Below are 19661 nucleotides of genomic sequence, written 5' to 3' on the forward strand. Positions count from 1 at the left end.
GGGAAGGACATCCTTGCCTGCCTCACCCGCAGCGGTCGAGGGCGTGTTTCCGAACCGTACACCCCCTGTTCCAGGTACGGCTCCAAGGAGATTGCCCAATGCTGCCACGCGTTACCGCCCTGCTCACCGGCCTGGGCCTGTGTGCCCTGGCCCAAGCGGCCCCCACTCAGTACCCGCTGACGGTGGAGAACTGCGGCAGCAGCCTGACCTTCGCGCAAGCGCCCGCCCGCGCCGTGACCATCGGCCAGGCTGCCACCGAAATGCTCTATGCCCTCGGCGTGGGCGATAGAGTGGTCGGCACGTCGCTGTGGTTCAACAACGTGCTGCCACAGTTCAAGGCGCTGAACGACGGCATCCAACGCCTGGCCAATAACGAACCGAGCTTCGAGTCGGTGATCGCCAAGCGCCCGCAACTGGTGGCGGCCGAGCTAGAATGGGTGGTCGGCCCGCAAGGCGTGGTGGGCACCCGCGAGCAGTTTCATGAGTTGAAGATCCCCACCTACCTGCTGCCCTCCGACTGCGAAGCCAAGAACAACCGGGTGGGCGCCGACGGCACGCGGCTGGAGCCGTTCCGCATCGACACGATCTACAAGGGCATCCGCCAGTTGGCGGAGATTTTCGACGTGCAGGATCGCGGCCAGCAACTCAACGATGAACTCAAGGCACGCCTGGCCAAGTCCGTCGCCACCGTGCAAGGCAAGGGGCTCAAGCAGGCCAGCGCGCTGGTGTGGTTTTCCAGCGCCGAGATGGCCAGCGATCCCTACGTGGCCGGTCACAAGGGTGTCCCCGAATTCATGCTGCAAACGCTCGGCCTGCGCAACGTGGTGCAGTCCGATGAGGAATGGCCCGCCGTCGGCTGGGAAACCATCGCCAAGGCCAACCCCACCGTGCTGGTGATCGCCCGCATGGACCGCCGCCGCTACCCGGCCGACGATCATGCACAGAAGCTCGCCTTCCTGCGCAGCGACCCGGTGACGCGCAACATGGACGCGGTGAAACACAACCGCATCATCATCCTCGACGCCATGGCCCTGCAGGCCAGCGTGCGGACCTTCGAGGGTCTTGAACAACTGGCTGCGGCCATCGACGGCTACGACCTGCCGAAATGATACGAACCCTACTCGCCCTGGCATTGCTACTGATCGCCGTGCTCGCCGGCGTGGCCATCGGCGAAACCGCCATCGCACCGCAGGTGGTGTTGCAGGTACTCGCCAACAAACTGTGGGCGGCCGGCTACGTGCTGGACCCGATCGATGAAGGCGTGGTGTGGAACTACCGCCTGACCCGCGCCCTGGTCGCCGCCGCATGCGGGGCCGGGCTGGCCACCTGCGGGGTGATTTTGCAGTCGTTGTTGCGCAACCCCCTGGCCGATCCTTACCTGCTGGGCATCAGCGCCGGCGCTTCGACCGGCGCAGTCCTGGTGGTGCTGATGGGCGTCGGCGGCGGCTTGGTTTCGCTGTCGGTCGGTGCGTTCGGCGGAGCGATGGCGGCGTTTGCGCTGGTGGTATTGCTCGCACGGGCCAGCGGTTCGTCCAGCGGCACCGGGCAGATCATCCTCGCAGGCATTGCCGGCTCGCAGTTGTTCAATGCGCTCACCGCGTTCCTGATCACCAAGTCGGCCAGCTCCGAACAGGCGCGCGGCATTCTGTTCTGGCTGCTGGGCAACCTCAGCGGCGTGCGTTGGCCGTCGGTGTGGCTGGCGGTGCCGGTGGCGGTCGCCGGGTTGGCGGTGTGCCTGTGGCATCGTCGGGCGCTGGATGCGTTCACCTTCGGGCGCGACTCGGCGGCCTCCCTCGGCATCCCGGTACGCCGCGTGCAATGGGTGCTGGTGGGCTGCGCGGCATTGGTCACGGCGGTGATGGTGTCGATTGTCGGCTCCATTGGTTTTGTCGGGCTGGTGATTCCCCATGCCGCGCGCCTGCTGCTCGGCACCGGGCACTCGCGCCTGTTGCCGGCCAGCGCATTGGGCGGCGCGCTGTTTTTGATTGCAGCGGATGTACTGTCGCGCACCTTGATCAAGGGCCAGGTGATTCCGGTGGGCGTGGTCACTGCGCTGGTCGGCGCGCCGGTGTTTGCACTGATTCTGATCGGCCGGAGAAACCCTCGATGAGTGCGCCGGTATTGAGCTGCAGCGGGCTGGGCTTCAAGGTGCGGGAAGCCGAGTTGCTGCGGGATATCCACCTGGAGGTGGCGCCCGGCGAAACCCTCGGGATCGTCGGCCCGAACGGCTCGGGTAAATCCACCTTGCTCAAACTGTTGGCCGGGTTGCGTACCCCCGCTCATGGCGAAGTACGCCTGGGTGGCGAGCGCCTGGGCGAACTGCCCCGCCGCACCGTGGCACAACGTCTGGCCGTGGTGGAACAACAGGCCGACACCGACGATGCCATTCGGGTGTTCGACGCTGTCGCATTGGGCCGCACCCCGTGGCTGTCAGCGCTGAGCCCGTGGTCCGAGGCAGACGATCGCATCGTGCGCCAGGCGCTGCACGACGTGGACGCCATGCACTTGAGCAACCGCGCCTGGCGCAGCCTCTCCGGCGGTGAGCGCCAACGCGTACACATCGCCCGCGCCCTGGCGCAACGGCCACAGATTCTGGTGTTGGATGAGCCGACCAACCACCTGGATATTCAGCATCAACTGTCGATTCTCAAGGGCGTGCAGGCGTTACCCGTGACGACCCTGATCGCCCTGCACGATCTCAACCAGGCACTGACCTGTGATCGCCTGGCCGTGCTGGACCGCGGGCGTTTGGTGGCGCTGGGCAAGCCGCAGGACGTGCTGACGCCGCAGCGGCTGCAGGACACCTTCGGGGTGCAGGCGCACTACCTGACGGACCCGTTTGACGGGGCGCAGATTCTGCGACTGCGCGCTTAACGGCAACACCGTTCAAATGTCGGCGCTGTCGAGCACGGCGAGGCGGCGATGGGATCAGCGTGCAGCACCTGCCGAACGGCCGCGTGCGCTGGGCTAATCCTCGACAATCCTCAGCCAAGGCCACCGCGCCTGATAGCTGCGCGCCTTCTGCGCAAACAACTCCGGCTCAGGATTGATCGGGTTGATCCTGAGCAGGCCCTGCTCCATATCAGTCAAACCAAATGGCGCATACACCTCGCCCGTCGCCACATCCAGCCCGATGCACGTCCCGGCCACCAGGTAACGATCAATCCCGGCGCGCGCGGAGTGCAGCTGCGGATACGGTCGGCCAAACCGCTGGCCATACCAAAGGTGAACGCGCGCCTGATTCTTCACTTCAATTTCTACCTCCAAATCCTCGAACAGCCGCTGTGCAGCGCGAATGACCGCGTCTTCGGCCTCCCAGGAAAGGTCCGGGTCGAAGTAAAAAACGTCGTAGTCCTTTACCCCCTGGTCAGCAGGCAGATTCGACTGATGATTCCAAACAGCCTGGAACAGACAGCCCGCGGTCAGCATGCACTGGTTCACACCAAGGGCCGGCAGGCGCGCGGTGATCTCGGCGTTGATGGGGTTGGCCATGGCCAACTCGAGAAAGGTTTCGACGGTCAATGTCATGCTCAATCCTTTGCAGTGGGCACCTGTCCTGGGGAGCCAACAGTACAACAACGCGGGTTACGCTTTCACGTAACGGCCTCTTCTTCACGTCATCAAAATTCGCTAAGGTGCCTCGACACACCGCTCCCCTATTGCCCTCACCGAGACGCCGACCTTGGCCCATTCCCCGACTGATCGCCCCGCCAGCTCCTGGTCGGTGTTTCTGATTTTCCTGCGCTTGGGGCTCACCTCCTTCGGCGGCCCCGTCGCACACCTGGGTTACTTTCGCGACGAGTTCGTCACCCGGCGCCGCTGGCTGAGCGAGCGCAGTTATGGGGATTTGGTCGCGCTGTGCCAATTCCTGCCCGGCCCGGCCAGCAGCCAGGTAGGTATCGCGCTGGGCCTGTCGCGGGCTGGCTACGGTGGGGCGCTGGCGGCATGGTTGGGGTTTACGCTGCCGTCGGCCGTTGTGCTGATCCTGTTCGCCTTGGGCATTGCCCAGCACAGCACGGCGCTCCCGCCGGGTGCGCTGCATGGCCTTAAGGTGGTGGCCGTCGCCGTGGTCGCCCAAGCCGTGTGGGGCATGGCGCGCAATCTGTGTAGCGACGCCGCGCGCATCACCGTGATGCTGATCGCGGCGTGCGTGGCCCTGCTGCAAACCTCGGCGTGGGGCCAGGTCGCCGTGATCAGCGCGGCGGCGCTGGCGGGCCTGCTGCTGTTCAAGCCCACGCCACCGGCCGCGCACGATGCATTACCCGTGACGCTCAGCCGCCGCGCGGGGGCGATGTGGTTGTCGCTGTTTGTGCTGGTGTTGGCCGGCCTGCCGATCCTGGCCCAACTGATCCCCAATCAGGGCCTGGCGATGACCGACGCGTTCTACCGCAGCGGTTCGCTGGTGTTCGGCGGCGGCCACGTGGTGCTGCCACTGCTGCAGGCCGAAGTCGTGCCCACCGGCTGGGTGAGCAACGATGTCTTCCTCGCCGGCTATGGCGCCGCCCAGGCCATGCCCGGCCCCTTGTTCACCTTCGCCGCGTTCCTCGGCGCGTCGATGAGCCAGGCCCCGAGCGGCTGGCTCGGTGGCCTGCTCTGCCTGCTGGCCATCTTCGCCCCGTCGTTTTTACTGGTGCTGGGCGCACTGCCCTTCTGGGAAAGCCTGCGCCGCAGCCCGCGCACCCAGGCCGCCCTTGCGGGCGTGAACGCAGCGGTGGTGGGGCTGTTGCTGGCGGCGCTGTACCAGCCGGTATGGACCAGTGCGATCTTCAGCGCACGGGATTTCGGCCTGGCCCTGGTCGGCCTGGTGGCGTTGATGGTGTGGAAGCTGCCACCGTGGCTGGTGGTTGTCGGAAGCGGCGCGCTCGGATGGTTATTGAGTCTTGCCCTGTAACACGTCCACCGCGCCTTGCTGCTTGACCTGTCCGAAGACCTCGGCGGCTGACGACTAGCCCTTCAACTCACTCGCGCGATTGCTCGCCGCGTCGTCGTAAGCCACATACAACGACTCGGCGATTTGGCTCTTGATGGCTTTGGTGGACTCGAGGCCCAAGACAAAACCTTCGGCTTTGCCGCCGGCACGGTTGAGTTCTTCGTGGGTGGAGGCACCGGTGATGGCGTCGAGGAGTTTGGAGGCGTGAGGGCCGACACCTTTGGGAAGGGAGATTTGGTCGATGGTCATTGCGAAGCCTTTATGAAAAATGGACGGTAGCGCGTGGACCACTGCCGGGCTGGCATGGTAGACCTGTTTGTCGAGAAAGGGGCTGCTTTCGGCCCAAAACCGGATATCGAGTGTCTACAGATTCAGTGGCCCTTTCCGACCGCCCAAAACAAAACCCCTGTCTGCGTAAGCAAACAGGGGTTCTGGAATTTAATCTTGACGATGACCTACTCTCACATGGGGAAACCCCACACTACCATCGGCGATGCATCGTTTCACTGCTGAGTTCGGGATGGGATCAGGTGGTTCCAATGCTCTATGGTCGTCAAGAAATTCGGGTACTGAGTCGTGGCCAGCTGGCCTCGCTTCAGCAAATTGGGTATGTGATAGCTTTCGGTGTTTTGTAAGAGTCGAACTTTCGGTTCATTTCGTCTTCACACACCGCAATCTGGTCTCTTTCGAGTTCGCAAATTGCTTGGGTGTTATATGGTCAAGCCTCACGGGCAATTAGTATTGGTTAGCTCAACGCCTCACAGCGCTTACACACCCAACCTATCAACGTCGTAGTCTTCGACGGCCCTTCAGGGGACTCAAGGTCCCAGTGAGATCTCATCTTGAGGCTAGTTTCCCGCTTAGATGCTTTCAGCGGTTATCTATTCCGAACATAGCTACCCGGCAATGCCACTGGCGTGACAACCGGAACACCAGAGGTTCGTCCACTCCGGTCCTCTCGTACTAGGAGCAGCCCCTCTCAAATCTCAAACGTCCACGGCAGATAGGGACCGAACTGTCTCACGACGTTCTAAACCCAGCTCGCGTACCACTTTAAATGGCGAACAGCCATACCCTTGGGACCGGCTTCAGCCCCAGGATGTGATGAGCCGACATCGAGGTGCCAAACACCGCCGTCGATATGAACTCTTGGGCGGTATCAGCCTGTTATCCCCGGAGTACCTTTTATCCGTTGAGCGATGGCCCTTCCATACAGAACCACCGGATCACTAAGACCTACTTTCGTACCTGCTCGACGTGTCTGTCTCGCAGTCAAGCGCGCTTTTGCCTTTATACTCTACGACCGATTTCCGACCGGTCTGAGCGCACCTTCGTACTCCTCCGTTACTCTTTAGGAGGAGACCGCCCCAGTCAAACTACCCACCATACACTGTCCTCGATCCGGATAACGGACCTGAGTTAGAACCTCAAAGTTGCCAGGGTGGTATTTCAAGGTTGGCTCCACGCGAACTGGCGTCCACGCTTCAAAGCCTCCCACCTATCCTACACAAGCAAATTCAAAGTCCAGTGCAAAGCTATAGTAAAGGTTCACGGGGTCTTTCCGTCTAGCCGCGGATACACTGCATCTTCACAGCGATTTCAATTTCACTGAGTCTCGGGTGGAGACAGCGCCGCCATCGTTACGCCATTCGTGCAGGTCGGAACTTACCCGACAAGGAATTTCGCTACCTTAGGACCGTTATAGTTACGGCCGCCGTTTACCGGGGCTTCGATCAAGAGCTTCGCGTTAGCTAACCCCATCAATTAACCTTCCGGCACCGGGCAGGCGTCACACCCTATACGTCCACTTTCGTGTTTGCAGAGTGCTGTGTTTTTAATAAACAGTCGCAGCGGCCTGGTATCTTCGACCGGCATGAGCTTACGGAGCAAGTCCTTCACCCTCACCGGCGCACCTTCTCCCGAAGTTACGGTGCCATTTTGCCTAGTTCCTTCACCCGAGTTCTCTCAAGCGCCTTGGTATTCTCTACCCAACCACCTGTGTCGGTTTGGGGTACGGTTCCTGGTTACCTGAAGCTTAGAAGCTTTTCTTGGAAGCATGGCATCAACCACTTCGTCATCTAAAAGATGACTCGTCATCAGCTCTCGGCCTTAGAATCCCGGATTTACCTAAGATTCCAGCCTACCACCTTAAACTTGGACAACCAACGCCAAGCTGGCCTAGCCTTCTCCGTCCCTCCATCGCAATAACCAGAAGTACAGGAATATTAACCTGTTTTCCATCGACTACGCTTTTCAGCCTCGCCTTAGGGACCGACTAACCCTGCGTCGATTAACGTTGCGCAGGAAACCTTGGTCTTTCGGCGTGGGTGTTTTTCACACCCATTATCGTTACTCATGTCAGCATTCGCACTTCTGATACCTCCAGCAAGCTTCTCAACTCACCTTCACAGGCTTACAGAACGCTCCTCTACCGCATCACTTACGTGATACCCGTAGCTTCGGTGTATGGTTTGAGCCCCGTTACATCTTCCGCGCAGGCCGACTCGACTAGTGAGCTATTACGCTTTCTTTAAAGGGTGGCTGCTTCTAAGCCAACCTCCTAGCTGTCTAAGCCTTCCCACATCGTTTCCCACTTAACCATAACTTTGGGACCTTAGCTGACGGTCTGGGTTGTTTCCCTTTTCACGACGGACGTTAGCACCCGCCGTGTGTCTCCCATGCTCGGCACTTGTAGGTATTCGGAGTTTGCATCGGTTTGGTAAGTCGGGATGACCCCCTAGCCGAAACAGTGCTCTACCCCCTACAGTGATACATGAGGCGCTACCTAAATAGCTTTCGAGGAGAACCAGCTATCTCCGAGCTTGATTAGCCTTTCACTCCGATCCACAGGTCATCCGCTAACTTTTCAACGGTAGTCGGTTCGGTCCTCCAGTTAGTGTTACCCAACCTTCAACCTGCCCATGGATAGATCGCCCGGTTTCGGGTCTATTCCCAGCGACTAGACGCCCTATTAAGACTCGCTTTCGCTACGCCTCCCCTATTCGGTTAAGCTCGCCACTGAAAATAAGTCGCTGACCCATTATACAAAAGGTACGCAGTCACCTAACAAAGTAGGCTCCCACTGCTTGTACGCATACGGTTTCAGGATCTATTTCACTCCCCTCTCCGGGGTTCTTTTCGCCTTTCCCTCACGGTACTAGTTCACTATCGGTCAGTCAGTAGTATTTAGCCTTGGAGGATGGTCCCCCCATATTCAGACAAAGTTTCTCGTGCTCCGTCCTACTCGATTTCATGACTAAGAGATTTTCGCGTACAGGGCTATCACCCACTATGGCCGCACTTTCCAGAGCGTTCCGCTAATCTCAAAGCCACTTAAGGGCTAGTCCCCGTTCGCTCGCCACTACTAAGGGAATCTCGGTTGATTTCTTTTCCTCAGGGTACTTAGATGTTTCAGTTCCCCTGGTTCGCCCCTTACACCTATGTATTCAGTGTAAGGTAACCATCTTATGATGGCTGGGTTCCCCCATTCAGACATCTCCGGATCAAAGTCTGTTTGCCGACTCCCCGAAGCTTTTCGCAGGCTACCACGTCTTTCATCGCCTCTGACTGCCAAGGCATCCACCGTATGCGCTTCTTCACTTGACCATATAACCCCAAGCAATCTGGTTATACTGTGAAGACGACATTCGCCGAAAATTCGAATTTCTCAATTAAGAGAACTCACAAATTTTACCTTAGCCTGATCCGTTACCAGTGAAAGTAACGTTCAGTCTATCTTTCTATCACATACCCAAATTTTTAAAGAACGGTTCTGAAAAAGATCAGAGCTAACTATTCGATTCGAATATTTAGCTCTGCACTTTGACAAACGCATGAATCAAGCAATTCGTGTGGGAACTTATGGAGCAGCTGATGTCGTCGATTAAGGAGGTGATCCAGCCGCAGGTTCCCCTACGGCTACCTTGTTACGACTTCACCCCAGTCATGAATCACACCGTGGTAACCGTCCCCCCGAAGGTTAGACTAGCTACTTCTGGTGCAACCCACTCCCATGGTGTGACGGGCGGTGTGTACAAGGCCCGGGAACGTATTCACCGCGACATTCTGATTCGCGATTACTAGCGATTCCGACTTCACGCAGTCGAGTTGCAGACTGCGATCCGGACTACGATCGGTTTTCTGGGATTAGCTCCACCTCGCGGCTTGGCAACCCTCTGTACCGACCATTGTAGCACGTGTGTAGCCCAGGCCGTAAGGGCCATGATGACTTGACGTCATCCCCACCTTCCTCCGGTTTGTCACCGGCAGTCTCCTTAGAGTGCCCACCATTACGTGCTGGTAACTAAGGACAAGGGTTGCGCTCGTTACGGGACTTAACCCAACATCTCACGACACGAGCTGACGACAGCCATGCAGCACCTGTCTCAATGTTCCCGAAGGCACCAATCTATCTCTAGAAAGTTCATTGGATGTCAAGGCCTGGTAAGGTTCTTCGCGTTGCTTCGAATTAAACCACATGCTCCACCGCTTGTGCGGGCCCCCGTCAATTCATTTGAGTTTTAACCTTGCGGCCGTACTCCCCAGGCGGTCAACTTAATGCGTTAGCTGCGCCACTAAGAGCTCAAGGCTCCCAACGGCTAGTTGACATCGTTTACGGCGTGGACTACCAGGGTATCTAATCCTGTTTGCTCCCCACGCTTTCGCACCTCAGTGTCAGTATCAGTCCAGGTGGTCGCCTTCGCCACTGGTGTTCCTTCCTATATCTACGCATTTCACCGCTACACAGGAAATTCCACCACCCTCTACCATACTCTAGTCAGTCAGTTTTGAATGCAGTTCCCAGGTTGAGCCCGGGGATTTCACATCCAACTTAACTAACCACCTACGCGCGCTTTACGCCCAGTAATTCCGATTAACGCTTGCACCCTCTGTATTACCGCGGCTGCTGGCACAGAGTTAGCCGGTGCTTATTCTGTCGGTAACGTCAAAACAATCACGTATTAGGTAACTGCCCTTCCTCCCAACTTAAAGTGCTTTACAATCCGAAGACCTTCTTCACACACGCGGCATGGCTGGATCAGGCTTTCGCCCATTGTCCAATATTCCCCACTGCTGCCTCCCGTAGGAGTCTGGACCGTGTCTCAGTTCCAGTGTGACTGATCATCCTCTCAGACCAGTTACGGATCGTCGCCTTGGTGAGCCATTACCTCACCAACTAGCTAATCCGACCTAGGCTCATCTGATAGCGCAAGGCCCGAAGGTCCCCTGCTTTCTCCCGTAGGACGTATGCGGTATTAGCGTCCGTTTCCGAACGTTATCCCCCACTACCAGGCAGATTCCTAGGCATTACTCACCCGTCCGCCGCTCTCAAGAGAAGCAAGCTTCTCTCTACCGCTCGACTTGCATGTGTTAGGCCTGCCGCCAGCGTTCAATCTGAGCCATGATCAAACTCTTCAGTTCAAACATCTTTGGGTTTTTAAGAAACCCTAAACTTGGCTCAGCAATCGTTGGTTACATCTTTGATTTCTCGCGGAGTAACTTGTGATGCTGATAATCTTGTTGACTATCAGTCTGACTCCACAAGCACCCACACGAATTGCTTGATTCAGTTGTTAAAGAGCGGTTGGCTAAGATCTTTCGTCTCAACCGAGGAGCGCACTCTACAGCACACTCTTCGAAGTAGCAACCCTAAAAGCTTTTAATTTTATCAACAAAATCAATTACTTAAGCCAGACCAGCAGCGAACTGCTCGTTAGCGGGAGGCAAATAATACAGGATTAAATTACGTGGTCAACCCCCGCCTGAAAATTCTTTTCCCTACCCAGGCTCAGGAGTCTGAGTAGGGCAAGTAGCTGTCCAGCGGCGCGGCCCCAAGCCTAGCCTGGCTGATCGACCGCCATGCGGCCCGCGCCCGACGCTGCTGCGCCGTAGAGTTCATGCGCCTTGTACCAGAGGTCATAAAGGTCGTCTGCCATGCGCTCTGCCGCTTGCGCTCGCGTCCCCGATGCAAGCAGTGTCATCAGGTGCTCGTCGCTGGGGTGTTTCATATTGAGTTCGGTGGTGAAGCGCCAGAGCAAGCCATTTTCGCTGACGCCATCGTTCTCCAACAACAGCGTCAACATTTCCAGTTGCCCGAAATCGCGAGGATGGGATTCGGCATCGCAGCAATAGCCACAATAGAAGCGATGATTGAGCTCGATGTAGACCGAGCCCGCCATAAAGCCCAGCTCGTAGTGAAGGCCGTAATAACGGTTATCCCTGGCCGCGCTGTAGTAACGGTCGATAACCGCCGCAGTGGGCGCTTCAGAGGGCTTGGGCAGCGTGGGGTATTTATCTTCGACGCACTTGGCAACGGCTTGCCAGAGTTCCAGTTGCAGGTCTTTGAGCGTCTCGGTGAAGGCTCTCTGCAGGTCCTTGACCACGAGCAGGTTGTTGTCCTGGCGTAACGTCTGCTTGAGCGCGTCCATGTAGGCGTGTCCTTGGTTCTGGAAAGTCAGTTTTGCGATGAGGTCGATGTACTGCAGCAGGCTTTCTCGCACGCCCGCTTCGCGGATCACCCAAGGTTGGCATTGCGCAAGCCAAGGCAGGATGTCGGCGGCGTAGCTGATGCGTTGGTAGTCGATGCCCAGGCAACTGCGCGTGTCGGCATCGCGCCCGTCCAGGGTGAGGTACAACGGCGGGAACGTCTGGTAGCCCTCGCCCTGGAGCGCTTCCAGGTAACGGTGCAACTGGGCGTCCTGGTCCTCGGCGTTGAGCTTGTTCTCAATGATGATCGCCTGGCGCTTGCCGTTGCGGATCAGGATGTCGACATTGCGGTACTCGACATCCACCGTGACAGCGCGACAATCGAAGCCTTCTATATTCAACGCCGCGAGCCACAGCTCCAGCAGTTTCCCGCCCGCGGCGTGGGCGCCCTTGGGGTTGAGCAAAAAAGCCAGGTAGCGAGAGTGCAGGCGGACCTCGTCCGAAGCGCTGCGCAACAGCGTGAACAGGTTGAAGGGTTCAGGGCGATGAAGCGTGGCCCTGAGTGAGGCGGCGCGAGTGATCAATAGGTGCAAGGCTCATCTCCTTGTGCTTGCGATGCCTGAGAATGAGGCATTGTGCCACTATTTTATGACACCGCACCGTCAAAATCGGGCCCATTGTTTTTAGCTGATATCATTCGAGAATTGACCAGGTGGGTGAGACCAACATGAACCGTCGTAAAAAGATCAATCAGCTATTAAAGGCCAACGCGAAAAAGGCCAGTGCCAAATTGGCGCCGAAAGCCAAGGACAAATACATCAGCAAGGCTGACCGATTGAAACTCGAAGTAGAGTCCAGTCAGGACACAAACTAGACCGGCTTACACCCGGCGGCCTATTCAGCTCAGGCGGAAACGTGCGGTGTTGTCACTCAGCGCACGACTGCCCTTGCTCAACGTATCCGCTGCCTGATTCACCGCCCGCGCGCCATCGAGCAAGCGCCCTGCCGCCTGATCCACTTGCTGGATATTGCCGCTCACCTCGTCCGCCGTCGTCGCTTGTTCTTCCACCGCCGCCGCGATATGCGCCAGAGTGTCGGTGACGTTCTGCACGGCTCCGGCGATCTCGCCCAGCCGCGCGCCCAGCCCGGTAACGGATTCGGCGTCGGTCAGCGCCTGGGCACAGGCGACGCTCATCAGTGTGACGGCCTGACTGACCGTGGCGCGCAGGCTGTCGACGGTGCCGGCGATTTGCGCGGTGGAGGCCTGGGTGCGTTGCGACAGGCTGCGCACTTCATCGGCGACCACGGCAAACCCCCGGCCCTGTTCGCCAGCTCGCGCGGCTTCGATGGCGGCGTTGAGTGCCAACAGGTTGGTTTGCTCGGCGATGCCTCGAATGGTGTCGACCACCGACTGAATCTGCTGGCCCTGTTGACTCACTTGCTCCAGGGCGTTGGCGGTGTCGGTCAGGCGCTGGTTGAGTTGCTGGATGCTCGCCGTAGTGCGCTGGCTGTCGCGGCTGCTGTCTTCAGCGATGCGGCGGGTGTGTTGGGCACTGCCGGAGGCTTGCTCACAACTTTTGGCGACGCCCATGGAGGTGGCGGCCAATTGCGTCGCCGCCGCAGCGATCTGGCTGATCTGGTGTTGCTGGTCTTCGACGTCGCTGAGGGTACTGCCCGACTGCGAATTGAGCGTAAGCACCGCCGACCCGAGTTGCTGAGTCTCGTGATTGACCCCCAGCAGGCTGGTACGCAGTTGCACCACCGCCACGTTGAGCGCCGCGCTGATCGCCGCCAACTCATCGCGACCGTCCACAGCCACTTCCACACACAGGTTGCCGTCGCGCAACGACTCAGCCAGCGTGGTGATACCGCTGGCACTGCGGCGGATCGAGGCTTGCAGGCACATGAACAGGTACAGCGCCGCCAGGGCCAGCAGGCTGAAAATGGCCGCTACGGGGATGAATTGCTGCAAGGAGCGGTCGTGGTAATGGGTCAGGCGCGCATCCAGCGAGCCGAGAGACTGCTTGCGCAACGCGCCCAGGCTGCCGAGCATGGTGTCGACACTGCGCTCGAAACCGGCAGGGTCGAGCTTGATGGTGCCGCCAAACACGCCGTCGTCGAGCACTTTGAGCTCGCTGTCCAGTTGTTGCAGGCTGTTGTCGTACTGCGCGGTCCAGGGTTCCAGGCCGGCGTATGGCTTGGCCTTGAGCGATGCCGCAGCCTTGATCAACTGGTCCCGCGCATCGCCGATACGGCCGCGCAGGTCGCGCATCTGCAAGCGGCTTTGCAAGGTGAACTGGCCCGAGGCGATGGACGACTGACCAATACTGGCCATGCGCCCGATACGCTCGATCAGGTCCGGCGTGTGCTGGCTGGAAATCTGCATCAGCAGGTAAGTCTCCAGCCAGGGGTCGAGGATCAGGCCGGCGTCGAGGGTGATCTGTTCACGCAGGGTTTGCATGGCGCTCAGCGCCGAGGTGAAGCGGTCGTAGCCGTCTGGCCACCAGCCGACGGTGCGCAGGGATTGCACATCCATCCCCTTGACCGCTGCCTGCAACGCATCGAAGCGGGCCAGGGTATCGCCGCTCGCGCCCTGTTTCTTGAGCGCGTCGCCCAGGGCTTGCAGGCTTTGCAGGATGAGCGGGTTGTTCGCATCCACCTGGTCCATCGCCGCCTTGGCTGCAGGAGTCGGTTCACGCAGCAGGTCCAGCGCTTTCCAGCGCGACGCCAGGTTGCGTTGGGCCGTTAATTGGCCATCTAGCGCGTCCAGGGTCAACAGTTGAGAAACGCCGGACTTTTCGCTGGAAATCACCGCGAGTTTGTCGCGATAGTCCAGCCCGATCATCCAGAGGCTCCCGGCCAAGGGCAGAATGAACAGAATGAACAGAATCTGGAATTTGCGTGCGAAGCCGAAACGTCCGAGCAGGCGGATACCGGGTGACAAAAGACTGTGCATGGCCGACTACTCCCTAAAACCACCCACACGCGGCAACGATGGGTGACGCCTTGAAATGACTAACAGCAAAGTGCCATGTCATTGATTGGGAAGGCTCAAGCAAGATACGGGCCGCAGAGAGCGCCCCCCTGAACAGGCGGTGCGACACCCGAAAAATCGTGTGCCGTGCGCGAAGATGGGGCGAAAGCACTCAGCGTCGGGAACGACCGCGTAGCGAGTGGGTTCGATCAACCCGCTGCGGTCACGCCAGCAACGCGGTGATCCACTGCACTTGCCGGGCGACCTCTTGCACCTTGGCCGGCGGTAACGCCTGGCGGGCCTGTTCGAAACCGGCCAGGGTTTTCTGCTTTTGCCGCAGCAGGCGTTGCCACTTGGCCAGGAAGTCCGGGCTGCGGGCCTGCAGGTGCAGCGGGCCGAAGTACAACTCCTCGGCACTGTACACCCGCGGTTCGGCGCGCTCGGCGACGATGATCTCGTAGTAGAAGCGGTTTTCCCGCAACAACTCTTCGACAAGGATGCGGTAACCGTTGTCCATCAGCCATTGGCGCAACGGTTGTTCACCGCCGTTGGGTTGCAGGATCAGGCGCTCCTGGCCGGTGAGGCAGGCCTTGCCGCTGTCGAGGATGTCGCGGATGGTCTCGCCGCCCATGCCGCAGACGCTGATCGCACTGATCGCGTCGCCGGGTTCGATGGCTGCCAGGCCATCGGCCAGGCGCACGCTGACATGTCGCTCCAGGCCATTTTCACGCACGGTGCGTTCGGCGGCCTGGAATGGCGTCGCGGCCACCTCCCCCGCCACCGCCGCCGCGATCAGGCCGCGGCGCAGCAACGCCACCGGCAGGTAGCCATGGTCGGAGCCGATATCCGCCAACCGCGCCCCGGCCGGCACATGCGCCGCCACGCGTTCCAGGCGCATGGACAATGTGTGTTCGTTCAACTGGGGTCCCTTCTTCACCACGAGTGTCAGTGCGAGGGCTATTGACGCACAAACTCCACCACCCGCTCCAGCATTCGATCACAGGCATCCAGTTGTTGCAGGCTGATGAATTCATCCGCCTTGTGCCCCTGCTCCATGCTGCCCGGCCCGCACACCACGGTGGGAATCCCTGCCTGATCGAACAACCCGCCTTCGCTGCCGAAGGCGACGGTACCGAAGTCCCGCGAACCGCAAAACTGCGCGACCCACTCAGCGGCCTGGCTTTGCGACGAAGTCGCCAACCCCGGATAGCTGGACAACTCACTGAAACCGATCGCGCACTGCGCACTCACCGCCTGCATCGCCGGCAGCAGGGTGTGCTCGGCATACAACCGTAACTGGTGCGCCACCTGCCACGGGTCCTGGGCCGGCAGCGAGCGCACTTCGAAATCGAAGCTGCACTGCTGCGGCACGATATTCAGCGCCTTGCCGCCGCTCATCACCCCGGTTTGCACCGTGGAAAACGGCGGATCGAACGCCGCGTTCAGGTGTTGCGGCGCCTTGAGTTCTTCACCGAGCCGCACCAGCTCCCGGATCAAGCAGGCCGCGTATTCGATGGCGTTGACGCCCGACGGCGCATAGGCCGAATGACACGCCGCGCCATGCACATCGCAACGCATGGCCAATTTGCCTTTGTGCCCCAGCACCGGCTTGAGCTCGGTGGGCTCGCCGATCACGCACAACAGCGGCTTGACCGGCTGCGCGCGAAACCGTTCGATCAATGAACGCACGCCCAGGCAACCCACCTCCTCGTCATAGGACAGCGCGATATGCACCGGCATGCGCAACGACGCCCGCACCAGCGCCGGCACACAGGCCAACACACAGGCGATATAGCCCTTCATGTCGGCGGTGCCACGCCCGTACAACTTGCCGTCTTGTTCGGTGAGGTCGAACGGCGCCACGCTCCAGCGCTGGCCGTCCACCGGCACCCCATCGGTATGCCCGGACAACACGATGCCGGGCACATCCGCCGGGCCGATGGTCGCCAGCAGGTTGGCCTTGTTCTTGTGTTCGTTGAACACCAGTTCACAGGCGACGCCGTGGCCCTGCAAATAAGTACGCACGAAGTCGATCAACGCGAGGTTGGATTCGCGGCTGGTGGTGTCAAAGCGCACCAGTTGCGCCAGCAGGTCACGGCTGTGGCTCATCGGTCATCTCCCGGCACCGCATAGCCCGGCGCGATGTGCGGGTGGAGGGCGCGGTCGAGGTAGTCTTGCAGTTGCCCGCGATAGGCCTGCCACAACTGATCGAGGGCGCCGATCGGCTCGGCATCGGCCCAGTCCACGCGCAGATTGACGATGGGCCAGAGCAGATCGTCGACCACCATCAGGGCCGCCGAATGCACCGGCCCCGCTTCGCCGCCGAGGGCCTGGCCTGCGTGCATCGCGGCGAGCAGCCGGTCAGCCAGATGCCCCGAGGCGTTTTCGAACGCGCCGACCATCGCGGCGATCACACCGGGATTAGCCAGCATGTTCCCGGCCGCAACACATTGCTCGCCGCTCTGCGCGGCATGCAGGCCGAGAGTCTGCGCGCCGCTGAAGTGCGCGGTGCGGCCCAGCCGATCGATCACCGTCACCTGCCGATAGTCGCGGTGGTCCTGCCCGGCGAACACTGCCGCCACGGCTTCACTCGGCGTCATGCCCTGCTCCAGCAGGTCGAGAATCTGCGGACCCAGGCTCGGCAAAGTGATGTTCTGCGACGCCACCGCGCCCACACCGGGGCGCAGCCACGGGCAACGCGCGCCCACGGCGATGCTCGACGAACTGATGGCGATCCCCAACTGGCCCGTCTCGGCACAGCGGGCAACAACGGAAAAGGTCATAGCGCTTCCTCAGTCGAGCACCGACGCATCGGCATCGATCATCATTTGCTTCATTTCTTCAAAATGCTGGCACGAGAAATCGGTAATGCCTTCCCAGCCCCGCGCGGTTTTTTCCGCCACTTCATCGGACAACACCCGCAACGGCTGCCCGGTGGACCACGCCGTGACGAGGATCTGGCAGGCGCGCTCCAGGGTCCAGATATCGTCGAACGCTTCACCGATGGACGAAGCGGTCACCATCACGCCGTGGTTGCCCATCAATAGGCGGCTCTTGCCGTCGAGCAGGCCGACCAGGCGCGCGCCTTCGGCTTCGGTATCGGCCATGCCGCCGTAGAGCTCGTCGACCGCCACGCGGTTGAAATAGCGCGCGGTGTTCTGGTCGATCGCCGGGATGTGCGGCTTGGCCAGGCACGCCACCGCCGTGGTGTAGACCGGGTGCAGGTGCAGCACAGCGCGGGTGTGCGGCAGCAGTCGGTGGATCTGCCCGTGGATCGACCAGGCGGTGGCATCCACGTTCGGGTGGTCGGCACAGCTGGGGTCATCGGCGTTCAATAGCAGCAGGTCGCTGGCGCGAATGCGCGAGAAGTGCTTCCACTTCGGGTTGAGCAAAAACTGTTTGCCATCGGCCGACACGGCGGCGCTGAAGTGGTTGGCCACCGCTTCGTGCATACCCAGGTGGGCGACGATGCGAAAGGTCGCTGCCAGGTCAATGCGCGTCTGTTCTTCGAGGGATAACGCCATGGATCGGTCTCCGCAGGGCGCGACCGCAAGACGGCGGCCGCGCAATAGGCTTACTTGGGCATCAGCGCCGCAAGGTCGGCATCGGTGGGGGCCTCGAAGTTGTACTTCTTGAGCAAGGCCGCGTATTCCGGCGTGGCGCGGTACTTCTCCAGGCCGTCGAGCAAGGCTTTTTTCACCGTGTCGTTGCCCTTCTTCACGCCGAAGCCGTTCAGCACCGGGTAGATCAAGGCGTCGGAGGAAATCACCACGCGGCTGCCCAGCTTGTCGATCACGCCACGGGCCACGGCCGCGTCGGTGATCTGCGCTTCGACCGCATGGGCCAGCAACGCCTGGGTGGTTTGCGGGTCGGTGCTGTACTCGCTGATCTGGATCGGCTTCAAGCCCTTGGCCACGCAGTACTCGGCCGACAGTTTGTTCATCTGCGCGAGCCAGGACGTAGCGCCCATGGAACCGATCTTGTGGCCGCAGAATTCTTCCGGGGTCTTGGGTTGGAAAGCACTATCCTTGAGGGTCAGGATCGACTCGCCGCTTTTCAGGTAGGGGATCATGTCGATGACCTTGACCCGCTCGGCGGTGATGTACATCGACGAGTTGGTCACATCGAAACGCCCGGCCTGCAGGCCGGTGATCAGATTGGGGAAACGCGTGTCGAGGGTCTCGACCTTGCGCCCCATGACCTTGCCCAGGCCGTCCATGAACTCGATATCGAAGCCCGCTGGCTTGTTGTTATCCATGTACTCATAGGGGAAGAACGTCACATCGGAACCGGCGATGATCTTGCCGTCCTGCTGGAACGCCGAAGCCGCCAACGAGGTCATCGCAACCGCTGCGCCCAGCAGGCACACGGCAAGGGGACGAACACTTTTACGAAACGCTGTCATGGTCAATACCTGCAAGGGGGTTGGGAGGTTAGGCAGTGGCAGAATCTTGTCCGGCCTGTTGCACGAAGAAAGACGCGCCACGGGGTTTCTGCGGCAAGCGCAGTTGGTTGTCCGTGGAACGTATCAAGCCACTTTCTTCACCGGCCACCAGCAGGCCGGCATGTGCGCTGGGCAGAGGGTTTTCGCCGAATGGCAACGCGTCTTCAGCGGCGTAGACGCTGATGAACAGGGTGCGCGGCAGTTCGGTCTCGTTAGGGCTGGAGGCATGCAAAAGCCGGGTGTGCATGAAGCACACGGAACCGGCCGGGCCGTAGCAGGCGACCGGTTGCCGACAGTGTTGCGCGACCACGGCATCGTCCACCGCGCCGGTGAAACGCTGGTTCTGCCAGTGCGACCACAGCGGGCCTTTATGGCTGCCGGGGATCACATTCAGCGGGCCGTTTTGCGGGGTCACTTCGCTGACCATCAGCAAGGCGGTGATGATGTCGTCGTTGCTGTGGGGCGTGAATAAAAAGTCCTGGTGCCACTTCACCTGGGTCGCGGTGCGGGGCAGCTTCGAGTTGATCTTGCTGTGGTGAAAGCGCGTGCCACTGGCGCCGATCAACTGCGCGGAAATCGCCGCCATGCGTGAATGCAACGCCACGCGCTCATACACCGGGGAAATCTCGGTGGGCGAACTGACCCGCCGCAGCGACGGGTGATCGGCGCGATGGTCGCCCTCCAGATCGAAACGTGCGCGGCCATCCACGGTGGTGCCCCAGCCCTGGTCATGGCGGCGACTTTCGTCTACCCATTGGTCGAAGTCGTGCTGCAGCGCGGCCACTTCGTCCATCGACAACACGCCTTCCACCACCAGGTAGCCGTCGCGCTGGAACCGCTCGATTTGATGTTGCTCGATCATTTTGTTTTTCCTGAACGTTAGAGGG

15 protein-coding genes and 3 rRNA genes are annotated in these 19661 nt (G+C 60.2%); 5 read left to right on the forward strand and 13 right to left on the reverse strand.

Annotated features, from left to right (window positions below; genetic code table 11):
• Positions 1–98: 98 nt before the first annotated feature.
• From LQ249_RS21620 to LQ249_RS21630, 3 genes are read left to right on the forward strand one after another with little or no spacing between them, the layout of a single operon-like run.
• Positions 99–1109, forward strand: a complete 1011-nt coding sequence (locus LQ249_RS21620) for an ABC transporter substrate-binding protein (protein ID WP_232565895.1) — start codon at positions 99–101, stop codon at positions 1107–1109.
• On the forward strand, positions 1106–2110 hold the full coding sequence (locus LQ249_RS21625; protein WP_046382622.1) for a FecCD family ABC transporter permease: 1005 nt from the start codon (positions 1106–1108) through the stop codon (positions 2108–2110). Before LQ249_RS21620 ends, LQ249_RS21625 begins: the two co-directional genes overlap by 4 nt.
• Entirely contained in the window at positions 2107–2874 is a 768-nt protein-coding gene (locus LQ249_RS21630; RefSeq protein ID WP_046382621.1) for an ABC transporter ATP-binding protein, read from the forward strand. The genes LQ249_RS21625 and LQ249_RS21630 overlap by 4 nt, the downstream gene beginning before the upstream one ends.
• Before the next feature lie 93 nt (positions 2875–2967).
• On the opposite strand, the gene LQ249_RS21635 is transcribed toward LQ249_RS21630, so the two are convergent.
• Entirely contained in the window at positions 2968–3528 is a 561-nt protein-coding gene (locus tag LQ249_RS21635; protein WP_046487107.1) for a nucleotidyltransferase family protein, read from the reverse strand.
• Positions 3529–3682: 154 nt separating this feature from the next.
• Here LQ249_RS21635 and chrA point away from each other — a divergent pair, with 154 nt between their 5' ends.
• Complete coding sequence (gene chrA / locus LQ249_RS21640) at positions 3683–4891, forward strand: chromate efflux transporter (protein ID WP_079444397.1); 1209 nt, start codon at positions 3683–3685, stop codon at positions 4889–4891.
• A gap of 54 nt (positions 4892–4945) precedes the next feature.
• Here chrA and LQ249_RS21645 read toward each other — a convergent pair whose 3' ends face one another.
• The 5 genes from LQ249_RS21645 to LQ249_RS21665 form a co-directional block, all read right to left on the reverse strand.
• Entirely contained in the window at positions 4946–5179 is a 234-nt protein-coding gene (locus LQ249_RS21645) for a hypothetical protein (RefSeq protein WP_017847731.1), read from the reverse strand.
• A 193-nt stretch (positions 5180–5372) separates the two neighbouring features.
• A 5S ribosomal RNA gene (gene rrf, locus LQ249_RS21650) occupies positions 5373–5488 on the reverse strand.
• A gap of 156 nt (positions 5489–5644) precedes the next feature.
• Positions 5645–8536: ribosomal RNA gene (locus tag LQ249_RS21655) — 23S ribosomal RNA — on the reverse strand.
• A gap of 278 nt (positions 8537–8814) precedes the next feature.
• Positions 8815–10351, reverse strand: a 16S ribosomal RNA gene (locus LQ249_RS21660).
• The 16S, 23S and 5S rRNA genes sit together here, the layout of an rRNA operon.
• Positions 10352–10767: 416 nt before the next feature.
• Positions 10768–11949, reverse strand: coding sequence for a PDDEXK-like family protein (locus tag LQ249_RS21665; protein ID WP_232565896.1), 1182 nt, complete (start codon positions 11947–11949; stop codon positions 10768–10770).
• A 134-nt stretch (positions 11950–12083) separates the two neighbouring features.
• On the opposite strand from LQ249_RS21665, the gene LQ249_RS21670 reads away from it, so the two are divergent.
• Positions 12084–12230 carry a DUF2986 domain-containing protein gene (locus LQ249_RS21670; RefSeq protein WP_082107721.1) on the forward strand — a complete coding sequence of 49 codons (147 nt, stop codon included), beginning with the start codon at positions 12084–12086 and terminating at the stop codon, positions 12228–12230.
• A 24-nt stretch (positions 12231–12254) separates the two neighbouring features.
• Here LQ249_RS21670 and LQ249_RS21675 read toward each other — a convergent pair whose 3' ends face one another.
• From LQ249_RS21675 to LQ249_RS21705, 7 genes are all read right to left on the reverse strand, one after another.
• Positions 12255–14312, reverse strand: coding sequence for a methyl-accepting chemotaxis protein (locus LQ249_RS21675; protein WP_232565897.1), 2058 nt, complete (start codon positions 14310–14312; stop codon positions 12255–12257).
• Between the two features lie 241 nt (positions 14313–14553).
• The gene (locus LQ249_RS21680) at positions 14554–15249 is read right to left on the reverse strand and encodes a tRNA (adenine(22)-N(1))-methyltransferase (protein ID WP_026140332.1); all 696 of its coding nucleotides are present in this window, start codon (positions 15247–15249) and stop codon (positions 14554–14556) included.
• Positions 15250–15287: 38 nt separating this feature from the next.
• A complete protein-coding gene (argE, locus tag LQ249_RS21685; RefSeq protein ID WP_108524625.1) occupies positions 15288–16439 on the reverse strand; it encodes an acetylornithine deacetylase in 1152 nt (383 codons plus the stop codon).
• Complete coding sequence (locus LQ249_RS21690) at positions 16436–17113, reverse strand: DUF1028 domain-containing protein (RefSeq protein ID WP_057005961.1); 678 nt, start codon at positions 17111–17113, stop codon at positions 16436–16438. The genes argE and LQ249_RS21690 overlap by 4 nt, the downstream gene beginning before the upstream one ends.
• A gap of 9 nt (positions 17114–17122) precedes the next feature.
• Entirely contained in the window at positions 17123–17854 is a 732-nt protein-coding gene (locus tag LQ249_RS21695; RefSeq protein ID WP_126589397.1) for a class II aldolase and adducin N-terminal domain-containing protein, read from the reverse strand.
• Positions 17855–17904: 50 nt separating this feature from the next.
• The gene (locus tag LQ249_RS21700; protein ID WP_057005960.1) at positions 17905–18735 is read right to left on the reverse strand and encodes an ABC transporter substrate-binding protein; all 831 of its coding nucleotides are present in this window, start codon (positions 18733–18735) and stop codon (positions 17905–17907) included.
• Between the two features lie 28 nt (positions 18736–18763).
• A complete protein-coding gene (locus LQ249_RS21705) occupies positions 18764–19636 on the reverse strand; it encodes a phytanoyl-CoA dioxygenase family protein (protein WP_232565898.1) in 873 nt (290 codons plus the stop codon).
• Positions 19637–19661 lie beyond the last annotated feature (25 nt).

This window comes from Pseudomonas sp. 7-41 (assembly GCF_021233075.1).
Taxonomy (GTDB): Bacteria; Pseudomonadota; Gammaproteobacteria; order Pseudomonadales; family Pseudomonadaceae; genus Aquipseudomonas; species Aquipseudomonas veronii.